The organism is Mycobacteroides franklinii, assembly GCF_002013895.1.
Classification (GTDB): Bacteria; Actinomycetota; Actinomycetes; order Mycobacteriales; family Mycobacteriaceae; genus Mycobacterium; species Mycobacterium franklinii.
Map to the genome: position 1 here is coordinate 1 of NZ_MAFQ01000023.1, position 17,513 is coordinate 17,513.

Annotated in this window: 31 protein-coding genes; all 31 read left to right on the forward strand. The window is 63.4% G+C overall.

Annotation, left to right across the window (positions count from 1 at the left end):
• The coding region (locus B4393_RS27985) for a hypothetical protein (RefSeq protein ID WP_109842412.1) at positions 1 to 228 on the forward strand (228 nt) is incomplete at its 5' end.
• A 229-nt stretch (positions 229 to 457) separates the two neighbouring features.
• Complete coding sequence (locus B4393_RS26175; RefSeq protein ID WP_157901329.1) at positions 458 to 1,357, forward strand: PD-(D/E)XK nuclease-like domain-containing protein; 900 nt, start codon at positions 458 to 460, stop codon at positions 1,355 to 1,357.
• 2 nt (positions 1,358 to 1,359) lie between these two features.
• Positions 1,360 to 1,986, forward strand: coding sequence for a hypothetical protein (locus B4393_RS26180; protein ID WP_078336614.1), 627 nt, complete (start codon positions 1,360 to 1,362; stop codon positions 1,984 to 1,986).
• On the forward strand, positions 1,983 to 2,234 hold the full coding sequence (locus B4393_RS26185; RefSeq protein WP_078336615.1) for a hypothetical protein: 252 nt from the start codon (positions 1,983 to 1,985) through the stop codon (positions 2,232 to 2,234). The genes B4393_RS26180 and B4393_RS26185 overlap by 4 nt, the downstream gene beginning before the upstream one ends.
• On the forward strand, positions 2,224 to 2,787 hold the full coding sequence (locus B4393_RS26190; RefSeq protein ID WP_078336616.1) for an HNH endonuclease signature motif containing protein: 564 nt from the start codon (positions 2,224 to 2,226) through the stop codon (positions 2,785 to 2,787). The genes B4393_RS26185 and B4393_RS26190 overlap by 11 nt, the downstream gene beginning before the upstream one ends.
• Positions 2,771 to 3,238, forward strand: coding sequence for a hypothetical protein (locus tag B4393_RS26195; RefSeq protein WP_078336617.1), 468 nt, complete (start codon positions 2,771 to 2,773; stop codon positions 3,236 to 3,238). Before B4393_RS26190 ends, B4393_RS26195 begins: the two co-directional genes overlap by 17 nt.
• Positions 3,239 to 3,398: 160 nt before the next feature.
• Entirely contained in the window at positions 3,399 to 3,542 is a 144-nt protein-coding gene (locus B4393_RS27910; protein WP_165758452.1) for a hypothetical protein, read from the forward strand.
• Positions 3,539 to 4,366 (forward strand): DNA adenine methylase, encoded by an 828-nt coding sequence (locus tag B4393_RS26200; protein ID WP_236743255.1) that lies wholly within the window; start codon positions 3,539 to 3,541, stop codon positions 4,364 to 4,366. Before B4393_RS27910 ends, B4393_RS26200 begins: the two co-directional genes overlap by 4 nt.
• Positions 4,367 to 4,433: 67 nt before the next feature.
• Positions 4,434 to 5,231: a hypothetical protein gene (locus B4393_RS28225; RefSeq protein WP_236743256.1), complete on the forward strand. Its 798-nt coding sequence runs from the start codon at positions 4,434 to 4,436 to the stop codon at positions 5,229 to 5,231.
• The gene (locus tag B4393_RS26210; RefSeq protein ID WP_078336618.1) at positions 5,231 to 5,599 is read left to right on the forward strand and encodes a hypothetical protein; all 369 of its coding nucleotides are present in this window, start codon (positions 5,231 to 5,233) and stop codon (positions 5,597 to 5,599) included. The genes B4393_RS28225 and B4393_RS26210 overlap by 1 nt, the downstream gene beginning before the upstream one ends.
• On the forward strand, positions 5,596 to 5,739 hold the full coding sequence (locus B4393_RS27915; RefSeq protein WP_165758451.1) for a hypothetical protein: 144 nt from the start codon (positions 5,596 to 5,598) through the stop codon (positions 5,737 to 5,739). The genes B4393_RS26210 and B4393_RS27915 overlap by 4 nt, the downstream gene beginning before the upstream one ends.
• Positions 5,736 to 5,939, forward strand: coding sequence for a hypothetical protein (locus B4393_RS26215; protein WP_078336619.1), 204 nt, complete (start codon positions 5,736 to 5,738; stop codon positions 5,937 to 5,939). The genes B4393_RS27915 and B4393_RS26215 overlap by 4 nt, the downstream gene beginning before the upstream one ends.
• Complete coding sequence (locus tag B4393_RS26220) at positions 5,936 to 6,223, forward strand: hypothetical protein (protein ID WP_207572192.1); 288 nt, start codon at positions 5,936 to 5,938, stop codon at positions 6,221 to 6,223. Before B4393_RS26215 ends, B4393_RS26220 begins: the two co-directional genes overlap by 4 nt.
• 157 nt (positions 6,224 to 6,380) lie before the next feature.
• Positions 6,381 to 6,599: a hypothetical protein gene (locus B4393_RS26225; protein WP_078336620.1), complete on the forward strand. Its 219-nt coding sequence runs from the start codon at positions 6,381 to 6,383 to the stop codon at positions 6,597 to 6,599.
• Entirely contained in the window at positions 6,596 to 7,141 is a 546-nt protein-coding gene (locus B4393_RS26230; protein ID WP_078336621.1) for a crossover junction endodeoxyribonuclease RuvC, read from the forward strand. The genes B4393_RS26225 and B4393_RS26230 overlap by 4 nt, the downstream gene beginning before the upstream one ends.
• A complete protein-coding gene (locus tag B4393_RS27710; protein WP_157901330.1) occupies positions 7,129 to 7,293 on the forward strand; it encodes a hypothetical protein in 165 nt (54 codons plus the stop codon). Before B4393_RS26230 ends, B4393_RS27710 begins: the two co-directional genes overlap by 13 nt.
• A gap of 56 nt (positions 7,294 to 7,349) precedes the next feature.
• A complete protein-coding gene (locus tag B4393_RS26235; protein ID WP_078336622.1) occupies positions 7,350 to 7,892 on the forward strand; it encodes an NUMOD4 motif-containing HNH endonuclease in 543 nt (180 codons plus the stop codon).
• Positions 7,889 to 8,923, forward strand: a complete 1,035-nt coding sequence (locus B4393_RS26240; RefSeq protein ID WP_133052519.1) for a hypothetical protein — start codon at positions 7,889 to 7,891, stop codon at positions 8,921 to 8,923. Before B4393_RS26235 ends, B4393_RS26240 begins: the two co-directional genes overlap by 4 nt.
• 32 nt (positions 8,924 to 8,955) lie before the next feature.
• On the forward strand, positions 8,956 to 9,216 hold the full coding sequence (locus B4393_RS26245) for a hypothetical protein (protein ID WP_078336624.1): 261 nt from the start codon (positions 8,956 to 8,958) through the stop codon (positions 9,214 to 9,216).
• A gap of 50 nt (positions 9,217 to 9,266) precedes the next feature.
• A complete protein-coding gene (locus B4393_RS27715) occupies positions 9,267 to 9,554 on the forward strand; it encodes a hypothetical protein (protein WP_157901331.1) in 288 nt (95 codons plus the stop codon).
• A 163-nt stretch (positions 9,555 to 9,717) separates the two neighbouring features.
• Positions 9,718 to 10,047, forward strand: a complete 330-nt coding sequence (locus B4393_RS28230) for an HNH endonuclease signature motif containing protein (protein ID WP_236743257.1) — start codon at positions 9,718 to 9,720, stop codon at positions 10,045 to 10,047.
• A 9-nt stretch (positions 10,048 to 10,056) separates the two neighbouring features.
• Positions 10,057 to 10,221 (forward strand): hypothetical protein, encoded by a 165-nt coding sequence (locus tag B4393_RS27920; RefSeq protein ID WP_165758450.1) that lies wholly within the window; start codon positions 10,057 to 10,059, stop codon positions 10,219 to 10,221.
• A 249-nt stretch (positions 10,222 to 10,470) separates the two neighbouring features.
• Positions 10,471 to 10,971 carry a phage terminase small subunit P27 family gene (locus B4393_RS26255; protein WP_207572191.1) on the forward strand — a complete coding sequence of 167 codons (501 nt, stop codon included), beginning with the start codon at positions 10,471 to 10,473 and terminating at the stop codon, positions 10,969 to 10,971.
• Positions 10,922 to 12,733 (forward strand): terminase large subunit, encoded by a 1,812-nt coding sequence (locus B4393_RS26260; protein WP_236743258.1) that lies wholly within the window; start codon positions 10,922 to 10,924, stop codon positions 12,731 to 12,733. Before B4393_RS26255 ends, B4393_RS26260 begins: the two co-directional genes overlap by 50 nt.
• 34 nt (positions 12,734 to 12,767) lie before the next feature.
• On the forward strand, positions 12,768 to 12,938 hold the full coding sequence (locus tag B4393_RS26265; RefSeq protein ID WP_236743259.1) for a hypothetical protein: 171 nt from the start codon (positions 12,768 to 12,770) through the stop codon (positions 12,936 to 12,938).
• 11 nt (positions 12,939 to 12,949) lie between these two features.
• Positions 12,950 to 14,230, forward strand: coding sequence for a phage portal protein (locus B4393_RS26270; protein WP_078336627.1), 1,281 nt, complete (start codon positions 12,950 to 12,952; stop codon positions 14,228 to 14,230).
• Positions 14,230 to 15,000 carry an HK97 family phage prohead protease gene (locus tag B4393_RS26275; RefSeq protein ID WP_074252023.1) on the forward strand — a complete coding sequence of 257 codons (771 nt, stop codon included), beginning with the start codon at positions 14,230 to 14,232 and terminating at the stop codon, positions 14,998 to 15,000. Before B4393_RS26270 ends, B4393_RS26275 begins: the two co-directional genes overlap by 1 nt.
• Positions 15,001 to 15,023: 23 nt before the next feature.
• Positions 15,024 to 16,337, forward strand: coding sequence for a phage major capsid protein (locus tag B4393_RS26280; RefSeq protein WP_078336628.1), 1,314 nt, complete (start codon positions 15,024 to 15,026; stop codon positions 16,335 to 16,337).
• Positions 16,338 to 16,409: 72 nt separating this feature from the next.
• Positions 16,410 to 16,577: a hypothetical protein gene (locus B4393_RS27925; RefSeq protein ID WP_165758449.1), complete on the forward strand. Its 168-nt coding sequence runs from the start codon at positions 16,410 to 16,412 to the stop codon at positions 16,575 to 16,577.
• On the forward strand, positions 16,577 to 17,116 hold the full coding sequence (locus B4393_RS26290) for a hypothetical protein (RefSeq protein ID WP_078336630.1): 540 nt from the start codon (positions 16,577 to 16,579) through the stop codon (positions 17,114 to 17,116). Before B4393_RS27925 ends, B4393_RS26290 begins: the two co-directional genes overlap by 1 nt.
• A complete protein-coding gene (locus tag B4393_RS26295; RefSeq protein WP_078336631.1) occupies positions 17,113 to 17,427 on the forward strand; it encodes a hypothetical protein in 315 nt (104 codons plus the stop codon). Before B4393_RS26290 ends, B4393_RS26295 begins: the two co-directional genes overlap by 4 nt.
• Positions 17,428 to 17,513 lie beyond the last annotated feature (86 nt).

Below are 17,513 nucleotides of genomic sequence, written 5' to 3' on the forward strand. Positions count from 1 at the left end.
AAGCAGGTTCAGGGAATGTGCCGCCCGTGCTTTCTGAGGGATCGGCCCTGGCCTGAGCAGTACGACGAAATGCACGCCATCGGGCGATCCGATTGGGAGATCGCCAAGACCATGCGTCAAGACCCAGCCACTTTCGGGCGCATGGCCGCCCGCTACGGAAGGACACTCGATCCAGTCATGACCCAAATCGTGCGTGATTACAGGCTCGCCAAGGGGTGGGCGTCGTGACCACCAAATCGATTGCGCCCGAGCCTGATCTACCTGGTGCCTTGTGCCTCGTTTCCGAAGAGGTTACGGGGCTTGGGTTCCAATGCACCCGTACAACCGGTAACCCCGGCAGTCATACGGCCAGCAGCCATAACACCCTGTGCATTCTCTGGGACGCCCAACTCGCCTGGGCGCCGTGCCTTGGTGCGGCCCGCTGGTACATCAACACCGCGAACGGATGGATTGCCGCATGACCGAGATTGCGTCGCCGGCCGAAACGCGCCTGGAGCGCGACGGCACTCACGCGGATGTGCCCGATACCGAGTATCACGCTGACCGGTCGGCGCTTTCCTGCTCGGGTGCGCGGCTGCTGCTTCCGCCGTCAACCCCCGCCGCCTTTCGCTGGTATATGGATAATCCCCGTAAATCCAAGCGAGAGTGGGATTTCGGACACATGGCCCATCGCCTACTACTGGGTGCTGGTGCTGAGCTGTGCGTGCTCGAACCAGCAGTGCACGGCCTCACCAAGGGCGGCACCGTAGCGAAATCACCCCGCGCCACCGACACATGGAAAGAAGCCGAGGCGACAGCACGAGCTGAGGGCCGGGTGCCGGTGCATGTCGACGACTACCAGATGGCACAGGCCATGGCCGACAAGGTGCGCGAACATCCCACGGCCGGGCCGCTGTTCAACAGCGGTAGCGCTGAGGTGTCGCTCGCGGTCACTGACCCTGAGACCGGCGTGCGCCTCAAGGCGCGGCCCGACTGGATTGTCACCGCCGGCAACCGGCTGACCATCGTCGACTACAAGACTGCGGTCAGTTCCGAACCGAATGCATTCTCGCGCAAGGCACCTGACTACGGCTACCACATCCAAGACGTGTGGTACCGGTGCGTGGCGCAGCTGCTCAAACTCGACGACGACCCGCGATTTCTGTTCGTCGTGCAGGAGAAAGAACCGCCCTACGAGGTGTCAGTGCTCGAGTACCAGGACCCCATCGACAAGGCCGAAAGCAAACGGCAGATGCGCGAGGCAATCAGCATCTACCAACGGTGCAGCGCCGAGGGTAAATGGCCAGGCCGCGCACCAGAGATCACACCAATATTCCTGCCCCAGTGGGCATGCGGAGACGACGGAATGGATATCTGAACATGGACATCAGCGGCACCATCGCCCCGAAGTCTGACCAGCTGAACGCCGAGGACTTACTCGTCGGCCCGCGAACGGTCACCATCACCGGAGTTTCACGCGGCGACGCGGACCAGCCCGTGAACGTCACCCTGGCCGAGTTCGGAGACGGGCGCCCATTCAAACCGTGCAAGTCAATGCGGCGCGTCATGGTCTCGGCGTGGGGGCCGGACGCATCGAAGTACCAGGGCCGGCGCATGACGCTGTATTGCGATCCCTCGGTCAGATTCGGTGGCCAGGAAGTCGGTGGCATCCGCATCTCACACCTGAGCGACATCGACGAGAGGATGACGGTCGCGCTCACCGTGACCCGCGGCAGGCGGGCACCGTTCATCATCGATCCGCTGCCACCGGCCACCGACGTGATCACCTCCGAGCAGTCCAAGCGGCTCTACGCGCTGCTACGCGAATGCGGCCTCGACGATAAGGATGCCGCGCTCGCGTGGATCGGTCGAGCCATCGGCCGCAGCGTTGCCGGGTTGAAGGATCTGACCAGCGAAGAGGCGGATAAGGCGACCGAAATCCTGGAGAACGCCGGAGAACCCGACGAAGAGAGTTCCGAAATCGTCACGCCGGAGCCGACCGAATGAGCGCGCCGACGGTGCGCATGATCACCGACCGGCAGCTGTACAAGCTCAACATCCTGCTCAAGGAATGTGGCCTCATCGATCGCCCGGCACGCCTCAAGTGGATGGGCGATGAGGTTGTGCGCGACCTGAAATCGTCCAAGGAGCTGACATGCACCGAGGCAAGCATGCTCATCCAAGTTCTGGAGCACGAGAAATCCCAGCGTGCCCAGAAGTCCGACGAGCACAGCAAGGCATCCGATGACGATTGAGCAATGGCGTCCGGTATCGATTCCGCAGTACTCCCACCTGTACCTCGTCTCTGACCATGGGCGAGTCTGGGTTCACGGTCGCGATGTGTATTGCGGGCACCCGGGCGCGGCACCAATACGACGACCCGGACATTTCCTCAAGCCGAATCCTGTTGGTCGCCAACGAACGCATCTGTCCGTGGCGCTGACCGCCGACGGACAGTGCCGGCACTTCAAGGTGCACCGGCTTGTCATGGGAGCTTTCGTTGGCCCGTGCCCCGAGGGCTTGGAGGTGCTGCATTGGGACGACAACCCGCGCAACAACAAGCTGACCAATCTTCGTTATGGAACACGCTCGCAGAATGTGAAAGACCAGGTGCGTAACGGTATTCACCACCTAGCCAGGCGCACGCACTGTATTCACGGCCACGAATTTACGCCGGAGAACACCTACAGGGCGCCGGGAAGCCCGACAAAACGTCACTGCAAAGCCTGCTGGAAAGCCCGAAAGTCCAGCAATCGCAACACAACAACCACGCAATGGAAAGGATCTACCAGTGTCACTCGTTACTGAACAGCCAAAAGACATCCCATCTTCCAATGAGCTTGACAAGTTCGACAACGTGGCGGCCGGCCCAACCGAGATCCGTCTCGGCCAAGCCCTGCTGATGAGCTTGAGCGATCCGCCCGAGGCGGGTGAATACATCGACATCTCGGCGCGCCTGTACATCAAGCACGCCGGATTCGACCAGAACACTCCCGATAGCCCGAAAGTTCCAGTGCGTCAGGCCAAGATCATCGTGGCATGGCCACTCGGCGAGCAGATGCCCAAGCCCAAGTCCAAGAACGGCGCCGAGGTTCCCGAGGACGATGGCCAAGAGCCCTTGTTCGACGACGACGGCGACCCGCAAGGCGCCGACGACGACCACCAGGACGGGCAGGAAGACAGCCAAGCCGACGGCAACGTCGTCGCGTTCACCGGCGGTCCAGCGTTCTCCGACGACACCGAGGGTGACTCCGAGTAGTGAGCACCCAACCAGTCATCGATCACCGTGGCGATTCTGCTCCCGCCGCGGTGGTCGATGACTACCAAGCCCCGCCCAATGGCGAACACAACCCGGCGCGGCCGGGTGATTGCTCGCGCTTGTGCGGCGCCCCCGGCTGCGCGTCATGGGGGTGCCTGTCGTGAACGACATCTACGCCGCCGAGCGCGACGAAGCACGCGCCGCGCGCAACGCCATGACCGAGATGGACCGGGCTCCAAGACATCCGCACGCGCACCTCGGCATGTGCGGCGACCGAGACGACGCGAGGGGGGAGGTTGCATGACCGCCCCCCCGATGGCCTATTTCGGTGGCAAGACGAGGCTCGCGCGCCGGATCGCGGATCTACTTCCGCGACATGGCCACTACGTCGAACCATTCGCCGGCTCGCTGGCGGTGTTGCTCGCCAAGGAACCGAGCAAGATGGAAACCGTCAACGACCTCGACGGCCTGCTGATGACTTTCTGGCGTGTGCTCCGCGACCGGCCCGACGAGCTGATGCGCGTCTGCGCACTCACGCCTCACTCACGCGGCGACTACCTCGAGGCCCGGGCCGCAGACCTCGGCCGGCTCGATGACATCGAAGTCGCCCGGCTGGTCTGGTTGCAGATCGCACAGGGCCGAGGTGGGACTATGCGCCAGTCTGGCTGGCGAATGTTCGTGAACCCGAACGGCTCATCTATCCCGATGGGCGACTACCTCGAGGCCTATGTGAACCGGATGGCCGCAGCGGCGCAACGGTTGCATCACGTGAGCCTGGAATGCCGGCCGGCCCTTGAGGTGATCGCCCAATACGGCTCCGACTCGGGGTGCTGCCTGTACGTGGACCCGCCATACCTCGGTGACGTGCGTCGGGCCACCGGCAACGGGTACCGGATCGAAATGCGTGAACCCGAGTTGCACGCCGAACTGCTGGAATCGCTACTCAGGTGCCGCGCGTCGATCGTGCTGTCCGGGTACGACTCCGAGCTGTACAGCGAGGCCTTGGCCGGCTGGGACCGGGCAGAGATGGCGGCGACCAGTCAAGGCGGTACGGACGTGACGCGTACCGAGGTTCTGTGGGTGAACCGTCAGATATCGCAGCAGCTTTCGCTAGGTGATGCGTCATGACCCGCACCCTCGAGTCCACGCGCCACGCCGACGTACTGCTCGAACTCGCGAATCAGAAAGAGGACGCATGAAGGCCGTTTTGCTCTCGTCGACGTACTACCTCGATGAGGCGGTGCAGCAGCTCAGCCCCAACGCTGAGCGCATGCTCACGAGAGCGCTTGCCTTCTGCGGCAACGTCGAATCATCGGGTTACATCTCCGAACTCAACATCACCATGCTTGGACTGCCCAACCCCAAGAAGCTCGCCCGCGAGTTGGTGGACGCCGAGATCCTTATTCCACGTCCGAACGGCGGCTGGGACTTTCGCACATGGGAGGTGTGGAACTCGGCCGGGGACGCACTCGTTGCCCGCCGCAAGGCCGACCGAGAGCGACAGGCGCGTCTACGACAAGAGAAGAAATCACGTGATGCGTCACGTGAGATGTCACGTGACGTCACGCACCCTAATAGAACAGAACAGAAGAGAACTACCGATTACGTTGAGAGTGCTAGTCCAGACTCGACCGAGCGCGAGCCACGCAGCGCCCCGGTCATGCCAGCGGCCAATCGCCTGGTGAGCGAACACATCCCGGCCCGACACCCGGCATCCGTCAAAACCGAGCTGCGATTGCAGGCGTCCGCGCTGCTCAAAGATGGCCAGCCCGAAGCCCTCGTAGCCGAAGCGCTCCAGCTCTGGACCACCAAGAACCTGCACCCCAAGACCCTCCCCAGCTTGGTATCCGAGCTGATCAACGGGCGAAACCAGCCCAGCCGCAACACGTCCGAGCACACCAAGGCGCCCCCCGCTGCGCGCAAGGTCGGCATCGGTCTCGACCTCGCACGCAAGTTCGCCAACCCGCCAGAACCACCCGCATTGGAGGCATGATGACCACCCGGAACTACCCCCAGATCGCCGCGCTGGTGCTCACCAAATGCGCTGCCTACGACCCGTATCTGACCGAGCCCACCGAGGAAACATGCCTCGCATGGGCCGAGCAATTCGCGCTGTACGGCCTCGATCTCGACGACCTGACCAAGGCCGTCACCAAGGTCTACAGCGAGCACGGATCGGGCTATCGGCCACTGCCCAAGGACATCACAGACGCGGCCCGGGCAATCCGCAAGGAACGCACCGAACGCGAGTCACGCGAGCAGCGCGAAGCCCGCGAGGACCGCCTCGACGAACGGCCGGCACTCGTCGATCACCGCCGCCAGATCACCCAATTCGCCAACACGTTTGGGGCGATCCAATGAGCGCCTGCAGCGTGGCGCTGTCGGCCTGGGAGATCGCCGGTCTGTCGTTCATGATGCTCACGACCTCGGTGACTTGGGGCCTGGGACTCGGCATGGCCACGGAGCGCCTGGTCACTGGTCGCTGGTGGTGGAACCGATGAGCGAGCATCCGCGCCCATACGTACCCCGGCGCCCCCGCCCCAATGCATCCCGCGGCCCCGTCATCGCGGCCTACGCCGACAAGATCGACTACCCGTGTGAGCACTGCGGCGCCGAGCCGAACGGCTGGTGCAAGACGCCACACGGTACCGACGCAATCGCGCCGTGCTGGAACCGCGGCGCCAAGGTCGGTGTGCGGTGAGGGACCGAACGATCACCTGGCGCGAGCGCGGCATCCGGCACCACATGACCCTTCCCGACGTTGAGTCCCGGGGAGTTACCGCACTGGGCTGCTGGGTCAAACGCTCCCCAATCCCCGGCACACGGCGCTGGGAGTGGGTCATCACCAACATGCCTGTGACCGCCGTGACCGGCATGAGTGCCGGGTATGCGCACACCCAGTGGGGAGCCCGGCTCGCCGCGAGACGTGCACTGCGGTTCTGGGCCTCGTACGGCTACCCGGTAAACCCGGACGGTGCGCGGTGACGGCGGCACGATGGCCCGCTGCGGAATGCCTGCACGAGAACGTCTTAGACGGCGCGCACACGATGGCCTGGCCTGCCCGCCTCATCCGTTGCAGGCCACCGCAATGCGCCGACTGCCATGCCACATTCCCCTGCCCATCCTGCGAGAAAGGTTCGAAATGAACAACGAACTGCCCGACGTGAAGATCAAGCACGGCGCGGTGTACCTCAACGGCGAGCTAGTGCGGGCGTACATCGCGGAAGGCGGTATCACCGTCTCGCCTGGTAGCGCTACTCAACGTTGGGGATCCGGTGGAGCTGAGATAAACCGTCTGACCGTCACATTCCTGGTCGGAAAAGTGGACATCGAAGACCCAACCAGTGAGGACGCGTCATGACCACCACCGTCCTCGGCATCGACCCGAGCCTGCGCAGCACCGGCCTTGCCGTACTGCGCGACGGCGTGCCCGTCGCCCTGCATTCGATCGGCTACGGCGGTCACGACGGCGATTCGTACGCCACCCGCAGCCGGCGCGTGCGCGCGGTGTGCCGGTCCGTCATCGAATGGGCGCTACGCGACGGGCTGCCGGATCTCGCCGTCATCGAGGGCCCCGCCTACGGCCAATTCCTGCCCTCGACGTTCGATCGCAGCGGGCTATGGCACGGGCTGTACGGCGCGCTGGACGCCAAGAAGATCCCCGTGGGCGTAGTTCCTCCGCAGACCCGCGCCAAGTGGGCCACCGGCAGCGGGCGGGCCGAGAAGGGCGAGGTTCTAGGCAACGTCCGGTATTGGTTCAACGGCGTCAAGGTGCTCAACCACGACATCGCCGATGCGGCGGTGCTCGCGCTCATGGGTGCATTCCACCTCGGGGAGGCAATGCCGTTCACCGTAAAACCCAGGCACTACGCAGGATTGGAGGCAGCGGCATGGCCGAATTGAGCGATCCAGCCTTACGGCGGCGTATCGACAACCAAACCTGGTTGGTGAACCGGCTGATGGGAATCGTCCGGATGGTTCGCGAGGGAACTTGGAGTGATAACGACGTTGCCTATGAAGCTGCCGCGATCCGCGACCAGATCGAGAAGGTGTAGCCAGTGCGCGAACTGACCCACGCACTGATCACCAAGAATGAGAGGCGAAACGCTCAGTGACCAAGTGCCGTAAGTGCTCTCAGAAATGCGATCAGAGCGGACATGAGCGCTGGCTGCCCGTTGTAGGACTTGAGGGATTCGTCGAGGTTTCAGACCACGGACGATTGCGCAGTCTCGATCGCGTGATTTACCTCCCCGCTTCGGGTGCCAAGTCGCCACATCAACGCATCCATCGAGGGAAGATCCTCGCGCAGACCAAACATTCAGCCGGATACATGTACGTGACAATTTCCGGCGGGGGGAAATTGTTGCGTAACAGAAAGGTCCACCACCTCGTGCTGGAGGCTTTCATGGGAGCCCGGCCCGAAGGTATGGAATGTCGCCATCTCAACGACATCGCCAACGACAATCACGTTGAGAATCTGCGCTGGGGAACCCGATCGGAAAACATCGAAGACAGGGTGAACAACGGCGGGGGCCTGAAAACGCATTGCATCCATGGCCACGAGTACACGCCGGAGAACACGGTCATTCTCCGAAATCCTAAAGGTGCCAAACGGTGTCGCACATGCACGAATGAGCGGAGGGTGCGCCGATGACGAGATGCCGAAAATGTTCCGCGAGGGCTGAGCTATTTTTGTGCGGCGACTGCATCGACCAGCTACAGGAACACATCACCGAAATCGCCTGGCTGATAGGCGAACTGGAGATAACGCTCACCGGGCAAGACGTGCTCACTACCGGATCGGTTGGGCAGTCCAGCGAGGAACCCAGCCCGATTCGATTCGACTCGCAGGGCAACCCGAACAACATCGCCGACCAGACGTGCAACGCCGTCACCACGTGGGTGCGCGACCTATGCGAGACCCGGGGCATGGAATTCGAGCCGGTGCGCGTCGTCGCGCTGGACTTCATTGGACCGCTACCCGATGAACGCTGGCGTCGACTACCGAAGCGCTACCAGCCCACCGCGGCCGACGCAGCCGAATGGCTCGCCGAGCACGTCCACGCCATCGCAGCCGACCCCGGGGCCGCGAGGTGCTTCAAGGAAATGGCCGACCTGCGCGCCAGCGCACTGCGCATGATCAACCGGCCCGATCGCCACTTCGCCGGCCCGTGCCCCACCATCAAGGCGTACTCGCGCACCGGCAAGTCCATCGAATGCGGCAAGTTCCTCTACGCCGAGACCGACGAGCGCAGCATCATCTGCCCCGCGTGCAAGCAGCCGGTCGACGTGCAGCGCAACCGTCAACGCGCATGGCGCGAGGGCGACCGGCTCACCGAGCGCATATTGCTCAAGCGGCTCAAGGACATCGAGGAACCCGTCTCGGAGCGCCAGCTCTACCGGTGGCTTCGGCAGCGCAAGCTGGCGCCTGTCGGCTGGCTGCACAAGGGCGTGTTCGTCGAGCACTACATCCTGCGCGGAGACCCGCGGGTGTTCAGCCTGCGCGCCGTACGGCAGCTGCGGGCCGCCGAACTGAAAGCGGGGCAGCCACAGATCCCGGATGCAACATCGGCGGTAGAAATTCTCCACGAAATGTTGCAAACGGAATCGGTAACCGACGTCGAGCCCGACCGCGAGCCGCTGCGCCGGCACTTCTCGCGCACATACGGGCAATCGAACCGATGAGCAAGTGTTGCTCGTCGTAGTAGGTTCACCCCGTGAGCTTCACTGTGAAATTCGTCAAGACCGAATGGACGGAAGAGACGCAGCAATACGACGATGGGGACGCGTATTTGTTCCTGCCTGGCGGCGTGCTCGGCGTATTCGTAGGGAAAGAGAAGCGGGTGTCGTTCTACACGCCAGGTTCTTGGCTGCACGTCAGCGGCAAGGAGCACCAGCCCGGCTATCTATTCGGACTGGGCGGGGTGCCGAAGGTCGCTTATGACCTGTTCCAGCCCGTATTGCCACCGATTCATTAGCCCCTCATTGATCGGTGAGGGATGTCAGACCCCCGGCGTAGAACTGGCGAATGGCACGCCCACCGCGCGACAAGTTTCCCAACGCGTACGTCGGTGACCTCGTGCCCAACGGCAAGGGCTGGACCGTCGTCAGCCCGCTCTACTGCCCGAACTGGCACAGCATTGACGAGCCCGGTTGGACGCAGCGTTGCCGGCCGTGCGCATGCGACGGCAAGCACCACATGTGGACGTGCCACTGCGGCGCGACCGTCTACGCGCCCAAGCTCGGACCACGGTGCGAGATCCTTAATGGGCCCGGGTCCGGCCGCGAGGAATCGCAGCGCGGCGGTGTGACATAGGTGCGAAACCCATTCAGGCGAATGTCACACGCCACGCCTGCCCCACCCGCTTACTTGCACAACATGCTCTGACCTGCGACGATTGGAGCTGTCGCAAGTAAACCCTGCCCGAAAAACCCCGGCCTGAGCTGGGGTTTTGTTGTATCCGGGAGGCGACCACCACATGCCCAGTGCTCCACCTCGCGTATGTAGCCGCTGCCACAAGCCGGCACCCAAGGGCCGACCGTGCTCATGCCGTCCGGCGTGGGAAGGGTCCACCCACGACAGCGGCAATGATCGCCATTGGCAGGCCGTGCGCAACGCCTACCTGGCCACGCACCCCATGTGCGAACAGCCCGGCTGCCCCCGCCTGGCCGACGACGTGGACCACATGACGCCGCTGGCCGAAGGTGGTGCGAAGTACGACCCACGCAACTTCATGGCCCTGTGCGATGACCACCACAAGGCCAAGACCAACGCCGACGCCCTGCGCGGCAAGACCAGAGCGAGGTGAGCACGACCCATGGCCCCTGCCGAGTCCCGCACCCTGACCATCACCACCGAGGTACGCGAACCCCACGTGATCACACTGCTGTGCGGTGACCAGCCCGTCGGAACCCTCGACCTGCGCAAGTACATGCCATGGCACACCAAGCTCCGACTGTGCAGCAAATACCTCCCACGGTGAGCAAACTTCTATGCAAAAGCCCGTGCATAAATATTCAGAGGTTTATGCATCGTGTATAACCCCGATCTGGACATAACCGCAGGTCAGAGGGGATATAGGGGTGAATATCGCTCTGACCAGCACTTATGCGACCCGCCGCGGTAGGCAAAGATTTTTCTGCACAACATTCATGCAAGGGGGGGTAATTATGCATAAACCCCATGGCGCGCCAGCAAATGGCCTCCCCGTACAGCAAATAGGTGGTGAGTGATGCCCGCGCAGCAGCCAACGAAACTGCTCTTGCTCAATGGTCGTGGTGAGGGTCAGGACAGTGCAGGTCGGCCGGTTGCGCAGCCGCCGGCGTTCAAGCGCCTGGCCCCGAATCCGCCGACTTGGCTCTCGCGCGAGGCAAAGGCCGAGTGGAAGCGCGTTTCTCCTGGTCTGGTGCGTCTTGACCTGATCAAACCGGAGGACCGTGCGACGTTTGCCGCGTATTGCGAGACGTGGGCGCGGTTCGTCGCGGCGACCAAGGATGTGACCGCGAACGGGATCACGGTGCGCAACGAATCGAGCCGCAAGGACGGCACAAGCTCGGTGTGGTGGACGAGAAACCCCGCGGTTGCGGTCGCTGAACAGGCGTCTGCGCGGTTGCTGCAGTTCGCGAATCACTTCGGATTGACGCCGGCTGCCGAGCGCAACGTGTCCAAGCGAGATGACGATCGTGGCGAGTTCGAGGCGAACCCGTTCGCGGGCGCAGCCGCCGACGACTGATAGCCCTTGGGCTGACGCTGATCTCGATGCGCTCAAGCTCAGCCCCGAGGTTGCGTGGTATCTCGAATCACGTGGCTATGCGGTACCTGACTGCCCGCCGCTGATCAAGACCCCGGAGCCGCGGGATGTTCCGGGGGCGCGGTTCGATCCTGAACGTGCCGACAAGGTGGTTGCTGCGTTCCGCCAGCTTCGGCATACCAAGGGCAGATTCGCTGGTCAGCGCTTCGACCCTGACGTATGGCAGGTGGCGTACACGATTGCGCCGGTTGCTGGCTGGGTGCACAAGTCGCTGGACTCGGGCAACTGGGTGCGGATCATCACGATTGCCTATATCGAGGTGCCGCGTAAGAACGGCAAGACGACCACGGCGGCCGGGTGGGGCATCTACCTGACGGCGGCCGATGGGGAGTTCGGTGCGCAGGTTGTCGCGGCCGCGACGACCAAGGAACAGGCCGGCTTCGTCTTCGAGCCGGTGCGCCAGATCGTGAACAAGTCGCCGGGTCTCAAACGGCACCTGCGGGCGCTCAAGCACCGGATCACGCACGCGGCGTCGGGCTCGTACTTTCAGCCGATCGCCAACGCGGGTGACGCGCAGCACGGCGCCGACATCCACGGCGCCATCGTTGACGAGCTGCACCTACACAAGGACATGGTGCTCATCGAGGCACTGGAGACCGGCACCGGCTCTCGTGAGCAGCCGCTCATCATCTACATCACGACCGCGGACGCTGGCCGCCGGCACACGCCGTACGACGAGAAGCGTTCCCTAATCGAGAAGTTGGCGCGCGGGGTGCTCAAGCGGCCGAGCACCTACGGCGTGGTGTTCGCCGCCGAGAAGCCCGTGTACGAAAACGGCAAGCTCATCAAGGGCGATGACCCGTTCGCCGAATCGACCTGGCGCAAGTCCAATCCCGGCTATGGGATCAGCCCGACGAAGCGGTTCATGCTGGAGGCCGCGGAGAAGGCCAAGGACAGTCCGGCCGAGCTGGCGCGGTTCCTGCGGCTGCACTTGGGTATTCGGACCAAGCAGGAAACCCGGTACTTCGAAATTGAGGACTGGGACGCCAACGCTTCGATCGTGGACCCGTCGCGGCTGGCTGGCCGGGAGTGCTACGGCGGGCTGGATTTGGGGTCGACCTCGGACCTCACGGCGCTGGTGTGGGTATTCCCCACCGGCGACGGCGCATTCGAGGTGCTGGCCCGGCACTGGGCGCCAGAGGATTCCATCGCCGCGCTCGACGAGCGCACCGCGAACGCGGCCTCGACATGGGTCAAACAGGGCTGGCTGACGACCACCCCAGGCAACGTCACCGACTACGACTTCATCGAGGCGCAGATCGCCCGAGACCGTGACGAGTTCCTGGTGCAGGAATGCGCCTACGACCGATGGAACGCCAACCAGCTGATCAACAACCTGACCAGCGACGGCGCCCCAATGCTCACCATGGGCCAAGGATTCGCCTCGATGAGCGCACCAACCAAGGATCTGCAGCGATTGATCCGGTTGGGCGCCCGGACCGACGAGAACGGGTTGCCCGTCAAACCAATGATCCGGCACGGCGGTAATCCGCTGCTGCGCTGGGAGATCGACAACTTCGCAATTGCGATGGACCCAGCGGGAAACGTCAAGCCCGACAAGGCCAATGCCGGCGACAAGATCGACGGCGTGGTGGGACTGATCATGGCACTCTCGCGCGCGCTGGCCGCCCGCGAGGCACAGGGCACGAGTGCCTACGAAGACGAAGGGCTGATGATTGTTTAAACGTCGCTACACGGCCACAGGTCGCAAGGTATTGGTGAACCTGTTCAGTGGCAACGCAATTGAGGGTGTGTGCACCCTCGATGGTCGCGCCGGAATGATCCTGCGCGGCGCCCTGGTCCATGAGCCGGGCGTCGAACACGTAATGCCCGCCGACGGTGAAGTTCGGATTGATCGAGCCAATGTCGACTATGTGCAGATGCTCTGAGAGGCGGTGTCATGGCGTTCGTCGTCTCTGAGGGCTCGGTGCGGGGCATGTCCCGACCGGGTATCACCCCCATCCGGGCAATTGAGCTGTCGCCGTGGGTTGCCATGGACTATTTCGAGTTGTGGCGCAAGCAGCCGTCAGTGCGGCGCACGGTGTCGTTTCTGGCCCGCAACATCGCCCAGCTCGGTATCCACATGTTCGAGCGCCGCGGCGACAACGACCGCAAGCGCCTGACCGATCACGCGCTGGCGCGACTATTGCAGCAGCCCAACAGTTTCACCACGCGGTACCGGTTCCTGAACACGCTGGTGCACGACTTCGCAATCTATGACTGCGCATACTGGTGGAAGATCAAGACCGGGGACGGGCCACGCCTGGTGCATCTACCGGCGCCGCTGATCACGCCGAAGGGTGACAACTGGCTAACCCCTGAGCAATTCGAGTTCCGCGGCACCAAGAGCACGAGACTGATCCCAGCCGATGAGGTGGTGTACTTCCGGGGCTACGGTGGCATCTCCGATTCGGGTGTGTCCCCGCTGGAATCCCTGCGACAGATCTTGCGCGAGGACTGGACCGCCTCGGAGATGCGCGACCAGATCATGCGCAACGGCGCCCGGCACTCCGGGTACATCTCCCGCCCCAAGGCACCCGACGCCCCGAAGTGGTCCGAAGATGCCCGGGCCCGGTTCAAACGCGAGTGGCAGTCCGAGTACGCGGGCGCGATGGCGGCCAATGCCGGCGGAACACCGCTGCTCGAAGACGGTATGACGTTCGTTGCGGCCTCGCAGACGGCGAAAGACTTGCAGTACATCGAGTCTCGCAAGCTCACTGACGAAGAGGTTGCACGGTCGTACTTCATCCCACCGCCGATGATCGGGATTCTCGATCACGCGACGTTCTCGAATATCGAAGAGCAACACCAGATGTTGTATCAGGACACCCTCGGCCCATGGCTGACGATGATCCAAGACGAGATCCTGCTGCAGTTGCTCCCCGATTTCGAGAGCAAGCCCGAGAAGTTCTACGTCGAGTTCAACCTGATGGAAAAGCTCAGTGGCAACGTCGAGAAGCGCGACGCCTCGATCACCCAATCCGTTGGCGGGCCATGGAGAACCATCAACGAGGGCCGCTCGCTTGCGAACTTGCCACCCGTCGACGACGGCGACGAACTGATCCGCCCGCTGAACGTCACCCAGAACGGTGATCAGAACCCGATCCCCGCAGAGCCCAACCCGGCTCCGCTGATGACTCCGACCGACAAGCCGACGGCCGACAACACGCAGGAGGGCTGATGCTCACCAAGAACACCCCAATCGGGCAGGTCAAGGCCGGTCCCGACGATGGACTTAAGGAAGGCGAATTCATCGTCTACCCATCGACATTCATCAAGCAGCCCGACAGCTACGGCGACATTGTTGCCCCAGGCGCATTCCTCAAGACCATCGCGACGTGGAAGAACTCCGGCCTGGTGCTGCCGGGCTTGTTCGGTCACCGGATGGACGACCCGGACTTCTACGTGGCCGGCCACGAGGACATGGGTGAGGACGAGCACGGCTGGTGGGTCAAGGGTCTGTTCGATCTCGAATCGCCGAAGGGCCCCCATGTCTACCGGCTGGTCAAGGGCCGCAGGCTCAATCAGTTGTCATTCGCCTACGACACGATCGACCAGGCGGGCGTTGAACTCGAAAACGGTGTGCGCGCAAATGAGTTGCGTGAGCTGAAAGTTTACGAATTCTCATTCGTGCCCATCGGTGCGAATCAAGACACCTCCGTGGTGGCAGTCAAGTCGATCATCGACCTGATGTCACACGAGGTCAAAGCTGGCCGCGTGCTGTCGGCCAAAAATGAGAGCGCATTACGTGAGGCGCATACCGCGATCAGCGGCGTGCTGTCAGCTCTCGAAAGCACATCAGACGAGGAAAAGGCCAGCGATAGCGGTCCGTCTCGCCAAGCGCCGGAAGCGGATACGCAGCCGGGACAGCCGCGCGAGGCCAGCCAGAAGTCGTCCGTCGACACCTCGGCGCTGGACAGGCTCGCCGCGGAATTCGCGCTGAGCACTTAACCAACCCAAGGAGAAAGATCGACATGACGACACTGCAAGAGAAGCTCGCCCAGCTCCAGAAGGACGGGAACGGATTTCTGGCCAAGGCCCGGGAGATCGCCGAGAAGCACACCCAGACTGGGCAATCCGAATGGCCCGAAGCCGACACCACCGAATACAACGACCTGATGGGCAAGGCCACGCAGGTCTTGGATCAGATCAAGGTCACCAAGGCCGATATCGCGGTCATCGACCAGGCCAAGGCGCTCGGCGACCAGATCGGCAATCCGATCGAGACCAGCGACGGCGGCGACTACAAGGCCAAGGCGCAGAACCTCGGTATGGCGGTCGTCGGCTCGCCTGAGTTCAAGGCCATGTTGAGCCCGTTCACCCATGGCGGGCAGATCAGCATCCCCAAGGGCTCGCACCTGTCCTCGGCACCGATCGCCGTCAAGTCGCTGATCACCGGCGCCTCGTCGACATCCGGCGGCGCGTTCGTGGTCAACGAGCGCACCGACATCGTGGAGATGCTGGGCCGCAAGGAACTCAAGATCCGCGACCTGATCTCGACGCGCCGCACCGGCAGCGACACCGTGGAATTCGTGCGGCAGACCAGCCACACCAACGCCGCTGATGTGGTGCCCGAAGCGACCAGCTCGGCACGCCCGACCGCCCCGGGTTCGGCCGGCCCGACGGTCAACGTCGCCGGTGGCGGTTACAAGCCCGAGGGCTCGTGGGCATTCGAGATCGTTTCGACCACCGTCAAGACGATCGCCGAGTGGGTGCCGATCACCAAGCGGGCCCTTGCCGACGTCGCCCAGCTCGAGGGGCTGATCAACGACGAACTGAGCAAGGACGTCGCCGAGAAGGAAGAGGATCAGATCCTCAACGGCTCGGGATCCGGGGAGAACATCGCCGGCATCAACAACACCTCGGGTATTCAGACCCAGGCTTGGACAACGGATTTCTTCACCACGACCCGCAAGGCCGTGACGAAGGCCCGCCACGTGGGCCGGGTCAACCCGAACGCGTGGGTGTTCAACCCGGCCGATGCCGAGGCTCTGGACCTGCTCAAGGACGGCGAGAACCGCTACTACTACGGCGGCCCGCAGTCGATCACCAACCGGACCCTGTGGGGTATCCCGGTCATCGAGTCTGAGTCGCAGGCCGAGGGAACCGGCCTGCTCGGCGACTACAAGAAGGCCGTCTTGTGGGACCGCGAGCAGACCACGGTCACCATGACCGATTCGCACGAAGACTTCTTTGTGCGCAACCTGGTCGCGGTGCTCGGCGAGGAGCGCGTCGCGTTCGGCGTGACCCGCCCGCCCGCGTTCGTGTCGGTGGATCTGACCGCCTAAATGGCACTGATTGGAGTAGAGGCCGGGGATGGTCCGTCGTGGCTGTCCCCGGCCCCACCTCAAGGAGGACTGGTGAAGAAGTACAACGTGGTGGTCAACGGCGTACAAACGACGCTGTTGCTCAACGACGAGGACGCCAAGCGCCGAGGGCTGCTGGCGGCGGCCGAGAAGCCCGCGGCCAAGGCCGCCAAGGCCCCGGCCAACAAGGCACGTCCGGCCGCGGCGAACAAGCAGGATTGATGGCACTTACAGCCGTCGCGCTGGCGGAGTACACCAAAGACCGTCTTGCCGCCGATGATTCGGAGACTGAGCGGAACTTGGCAGCAGGGCTGGCCGCAGTCCAGCGCTGGTGCGGCTGGCATGTCACTCCCGTCAAGCAAGGGCACGAGGTCGGGCTCGACGGGCCCGGAGGGTCGCTACTACGGCTGCCGACTCTCCGGCTCGTCGAGTTGATCAGCGTGTCCGAAGATGGCGTCACCCTCAACCTCGGCAGTCTGGAGTGGTCCAAGACCGGGTTGGTGCGCAAGAAGTCCGGGGCGTTGTGGTCGAGCAAGCTGGGCGCGATCTCGGTGACGATGGATCACGGGTTCGCCGAGGCCGCCGATTTCGAGTCCGCGGTGCTCTCGTACATCGATCGCATGTCGAAAGCCCCGACCGGCGAGGAGCCGATCGCCGTTGGGCCGTTTCGCTGGCCCGAAATGAAAATTGGTGCGGGGTCTGCATTTTCCATGACGGAGCTGGCGATTCTGGACCTGTACCGGCTGGAGCCGCAGCCGTGAGCGAGCAAGTGATCCGGCACCGCGGCGCAGGCCGCGACGAAAACGGTCAACTGACCGAGGCCACCGACACCGCTCTGACAGCCATAGCGGTAGCACCCGGCAGCGGTTCGCAGACCGGGCAGGGGCACCGCCAAGAGCGTGCGCGCAGCGGAGAGGACATCGCATGCACGGTCTACTTCGACCTTAGTACCGACCTGATCAACGGCGATGAATTGACAGTGCGCGGCAACCGTTTTCCGATCATCGTCAACGACTGGATGCTCTCGGGCCGCGGTGGCCTGGAGGTGCTGTGCGTGCGGGGGCAGGGATGAGTTTCGTTCTGGACCGCGATGGCGGCGCCGAAGTGCTCAAGGAACTGGCAGCCGGCGTGATCAAGGATCTGGCAGGCCAGGTTGCC

What these genes read in the sequence shown, in the direction of transcription:
- B4393_RS26175 (WP_157901329.1), top strand. Translation starts at nt 458, where the DNA reads ATGACCGAGATTGCGTCGCCGGCCGAAACGCGCCTGGAGCGCGACGGC.
- B4393_RS26180 (WP_078336614.1), top strand. Translation starts at nt 1,360, where the DNA reads ATGGACATCAGCGGCACCATCGCCCCGAAGTCTGACCAGCTGAACGCC.
- B4393_RS26185 (WP_078336615.1), top strand. Translation starts at nt 1,983, where the DNA reads ATGAGCGCGCCGACGGTGCGCATGATCACCGACCGGCAGCTGTACAAG.
- B4393_RS26190 (WP_078336616.1), top strand. Translation starts at nt 2,224, where the DNA reads ATGACGATTGAGCAATGGCGTCCGGTATCGATTCCGCAGTACTCCCAC.
- B4393_RS26200 (WP_236743255.1), top strand. Translation starts at nt 3,539, where the DNA reads ATGACCGCCCCCCCGATGGCCTATTTCGGTGGCAAGACGAGGCTCGCG.
- B4393_RS28225 (WP_236743256.1), top strand. Translation starts at nt 4,434, where the DNA reads ATGAAGGCCGTTTTGCTCTCGTCGACGTACTACCTCGATGAGGCGGTG.
- B4393_RS26210 (WP_078336618.1), top strand. Translation starts at nt 5,231, where the DNA reads ATGACCACCCGGAACTACCCCCAGATCGCCGCGCTGGTGCTCACCAAA.
- B4393_RS27915 (WP_165758451.1), top strand. Translation starts at nt 5,596, where the DNA reads ATGAGCGCCTGCAGCGTGGCGCTGTCGGCCTGGGAGATCGCCGGTCTG.
- B4393_RS26215 (WP_078336619.1), top strand. Translation starts at nt 5,736, where the DNA reads ATGAGCGAGCATCCGCGCCCATACGTACCCCGGCGCCCCCGCCCCAAT.
- B4393_RS26225 (WP_078336620.1), top strand. Translation starts at nt 6,381, where the DNA reads ATGAACAACGAACTGCCCGACGTGAAGATCAAGCACGGCGCGGTGTAC.
- B4393_RS26230 (WP_078336621.1), top strand. Translation starts at nt 6,596, where the DNA reads ATGACCACCACCGTCCTCGGCATCGACCCGAGCCTGCGCAGCACCGGC.
- B4393_RS27710 (WP_157901330.1), top strand. Translation starts at nt 7,129, where the DNA reads ATGGCCGAATTGAGCGATCCAGCCTTACGGCGGCGTATCGACAACCAA.
- B4393_RS26240 (WP_133052519.1), top strand. Translation starts at nt 7,889, where the DNA reads ATGACGAGATGCCGAAAATGTTCCGCGAGGGCTGAGCTATTTTTGTGC.
- B4393_RS27715 (WP_157901331.1), top strand. Translation starts at nt 9,267, where the DNA reads ATGGCACGCCCACCGCGCGACAAGTTTCCCAACGCGTACGTCGGTGAC.
- B4393_RS28230 (WP_236743257.1), top strand. Translation starts at nt 9,718, where the DNA reads ATGCCCAGTGCTCCACCTCGCGTATGTAGCCGCTGCCACAAGCCGGCA.
- B4393_RS27920 (WP_165758450.1), top strand. Translation starts at nt 10,057, where the DNA reads ATGGCCCCTGCCGAGTCCCGCACCCTGACCATCACCACCGAGGTACGC.
- B4393_RS26255 (WP_207572191.1), top strand. Translation starts at nt 10,471, where the DNA reads ATGCCCGCGCAGCAGCCAACGAAACTGCTCTTGCTCAATGGTCGTGGT.
- B4393_RS26270 (WP_078336627.1), top strand. Translation starts at nt 12,950, where the DNA reads ATGGCGTTCGTCGTCTCTGAGGGCTCGGTGCGGGGCATGTCCCGACCG.
- B4393_RS26275 (WP_074252023.1), top strand. Translation starts at nt 14,230, where the DNA reads ATGCTCACCAAGAACACCCCAATCGGGCAGGTCAAGGCCGGTCCCGAC.
- B4393_RS26280 (WP_078336628.1), top strand. Translation starts at nt 15,024, where the DNA reads ATGACGACACTGCAAGAGAAGCTCGCCCAGCTCCAGAAGGACGGGAAC.
- B4393_RS26290 (WP_078336630.1), top strand. Translation starts at nt 16,577, where the DNA reads ATGGCACTTACAGCCGTCGCGCTGGCGGAGTACACCAAAGACCGTCTT.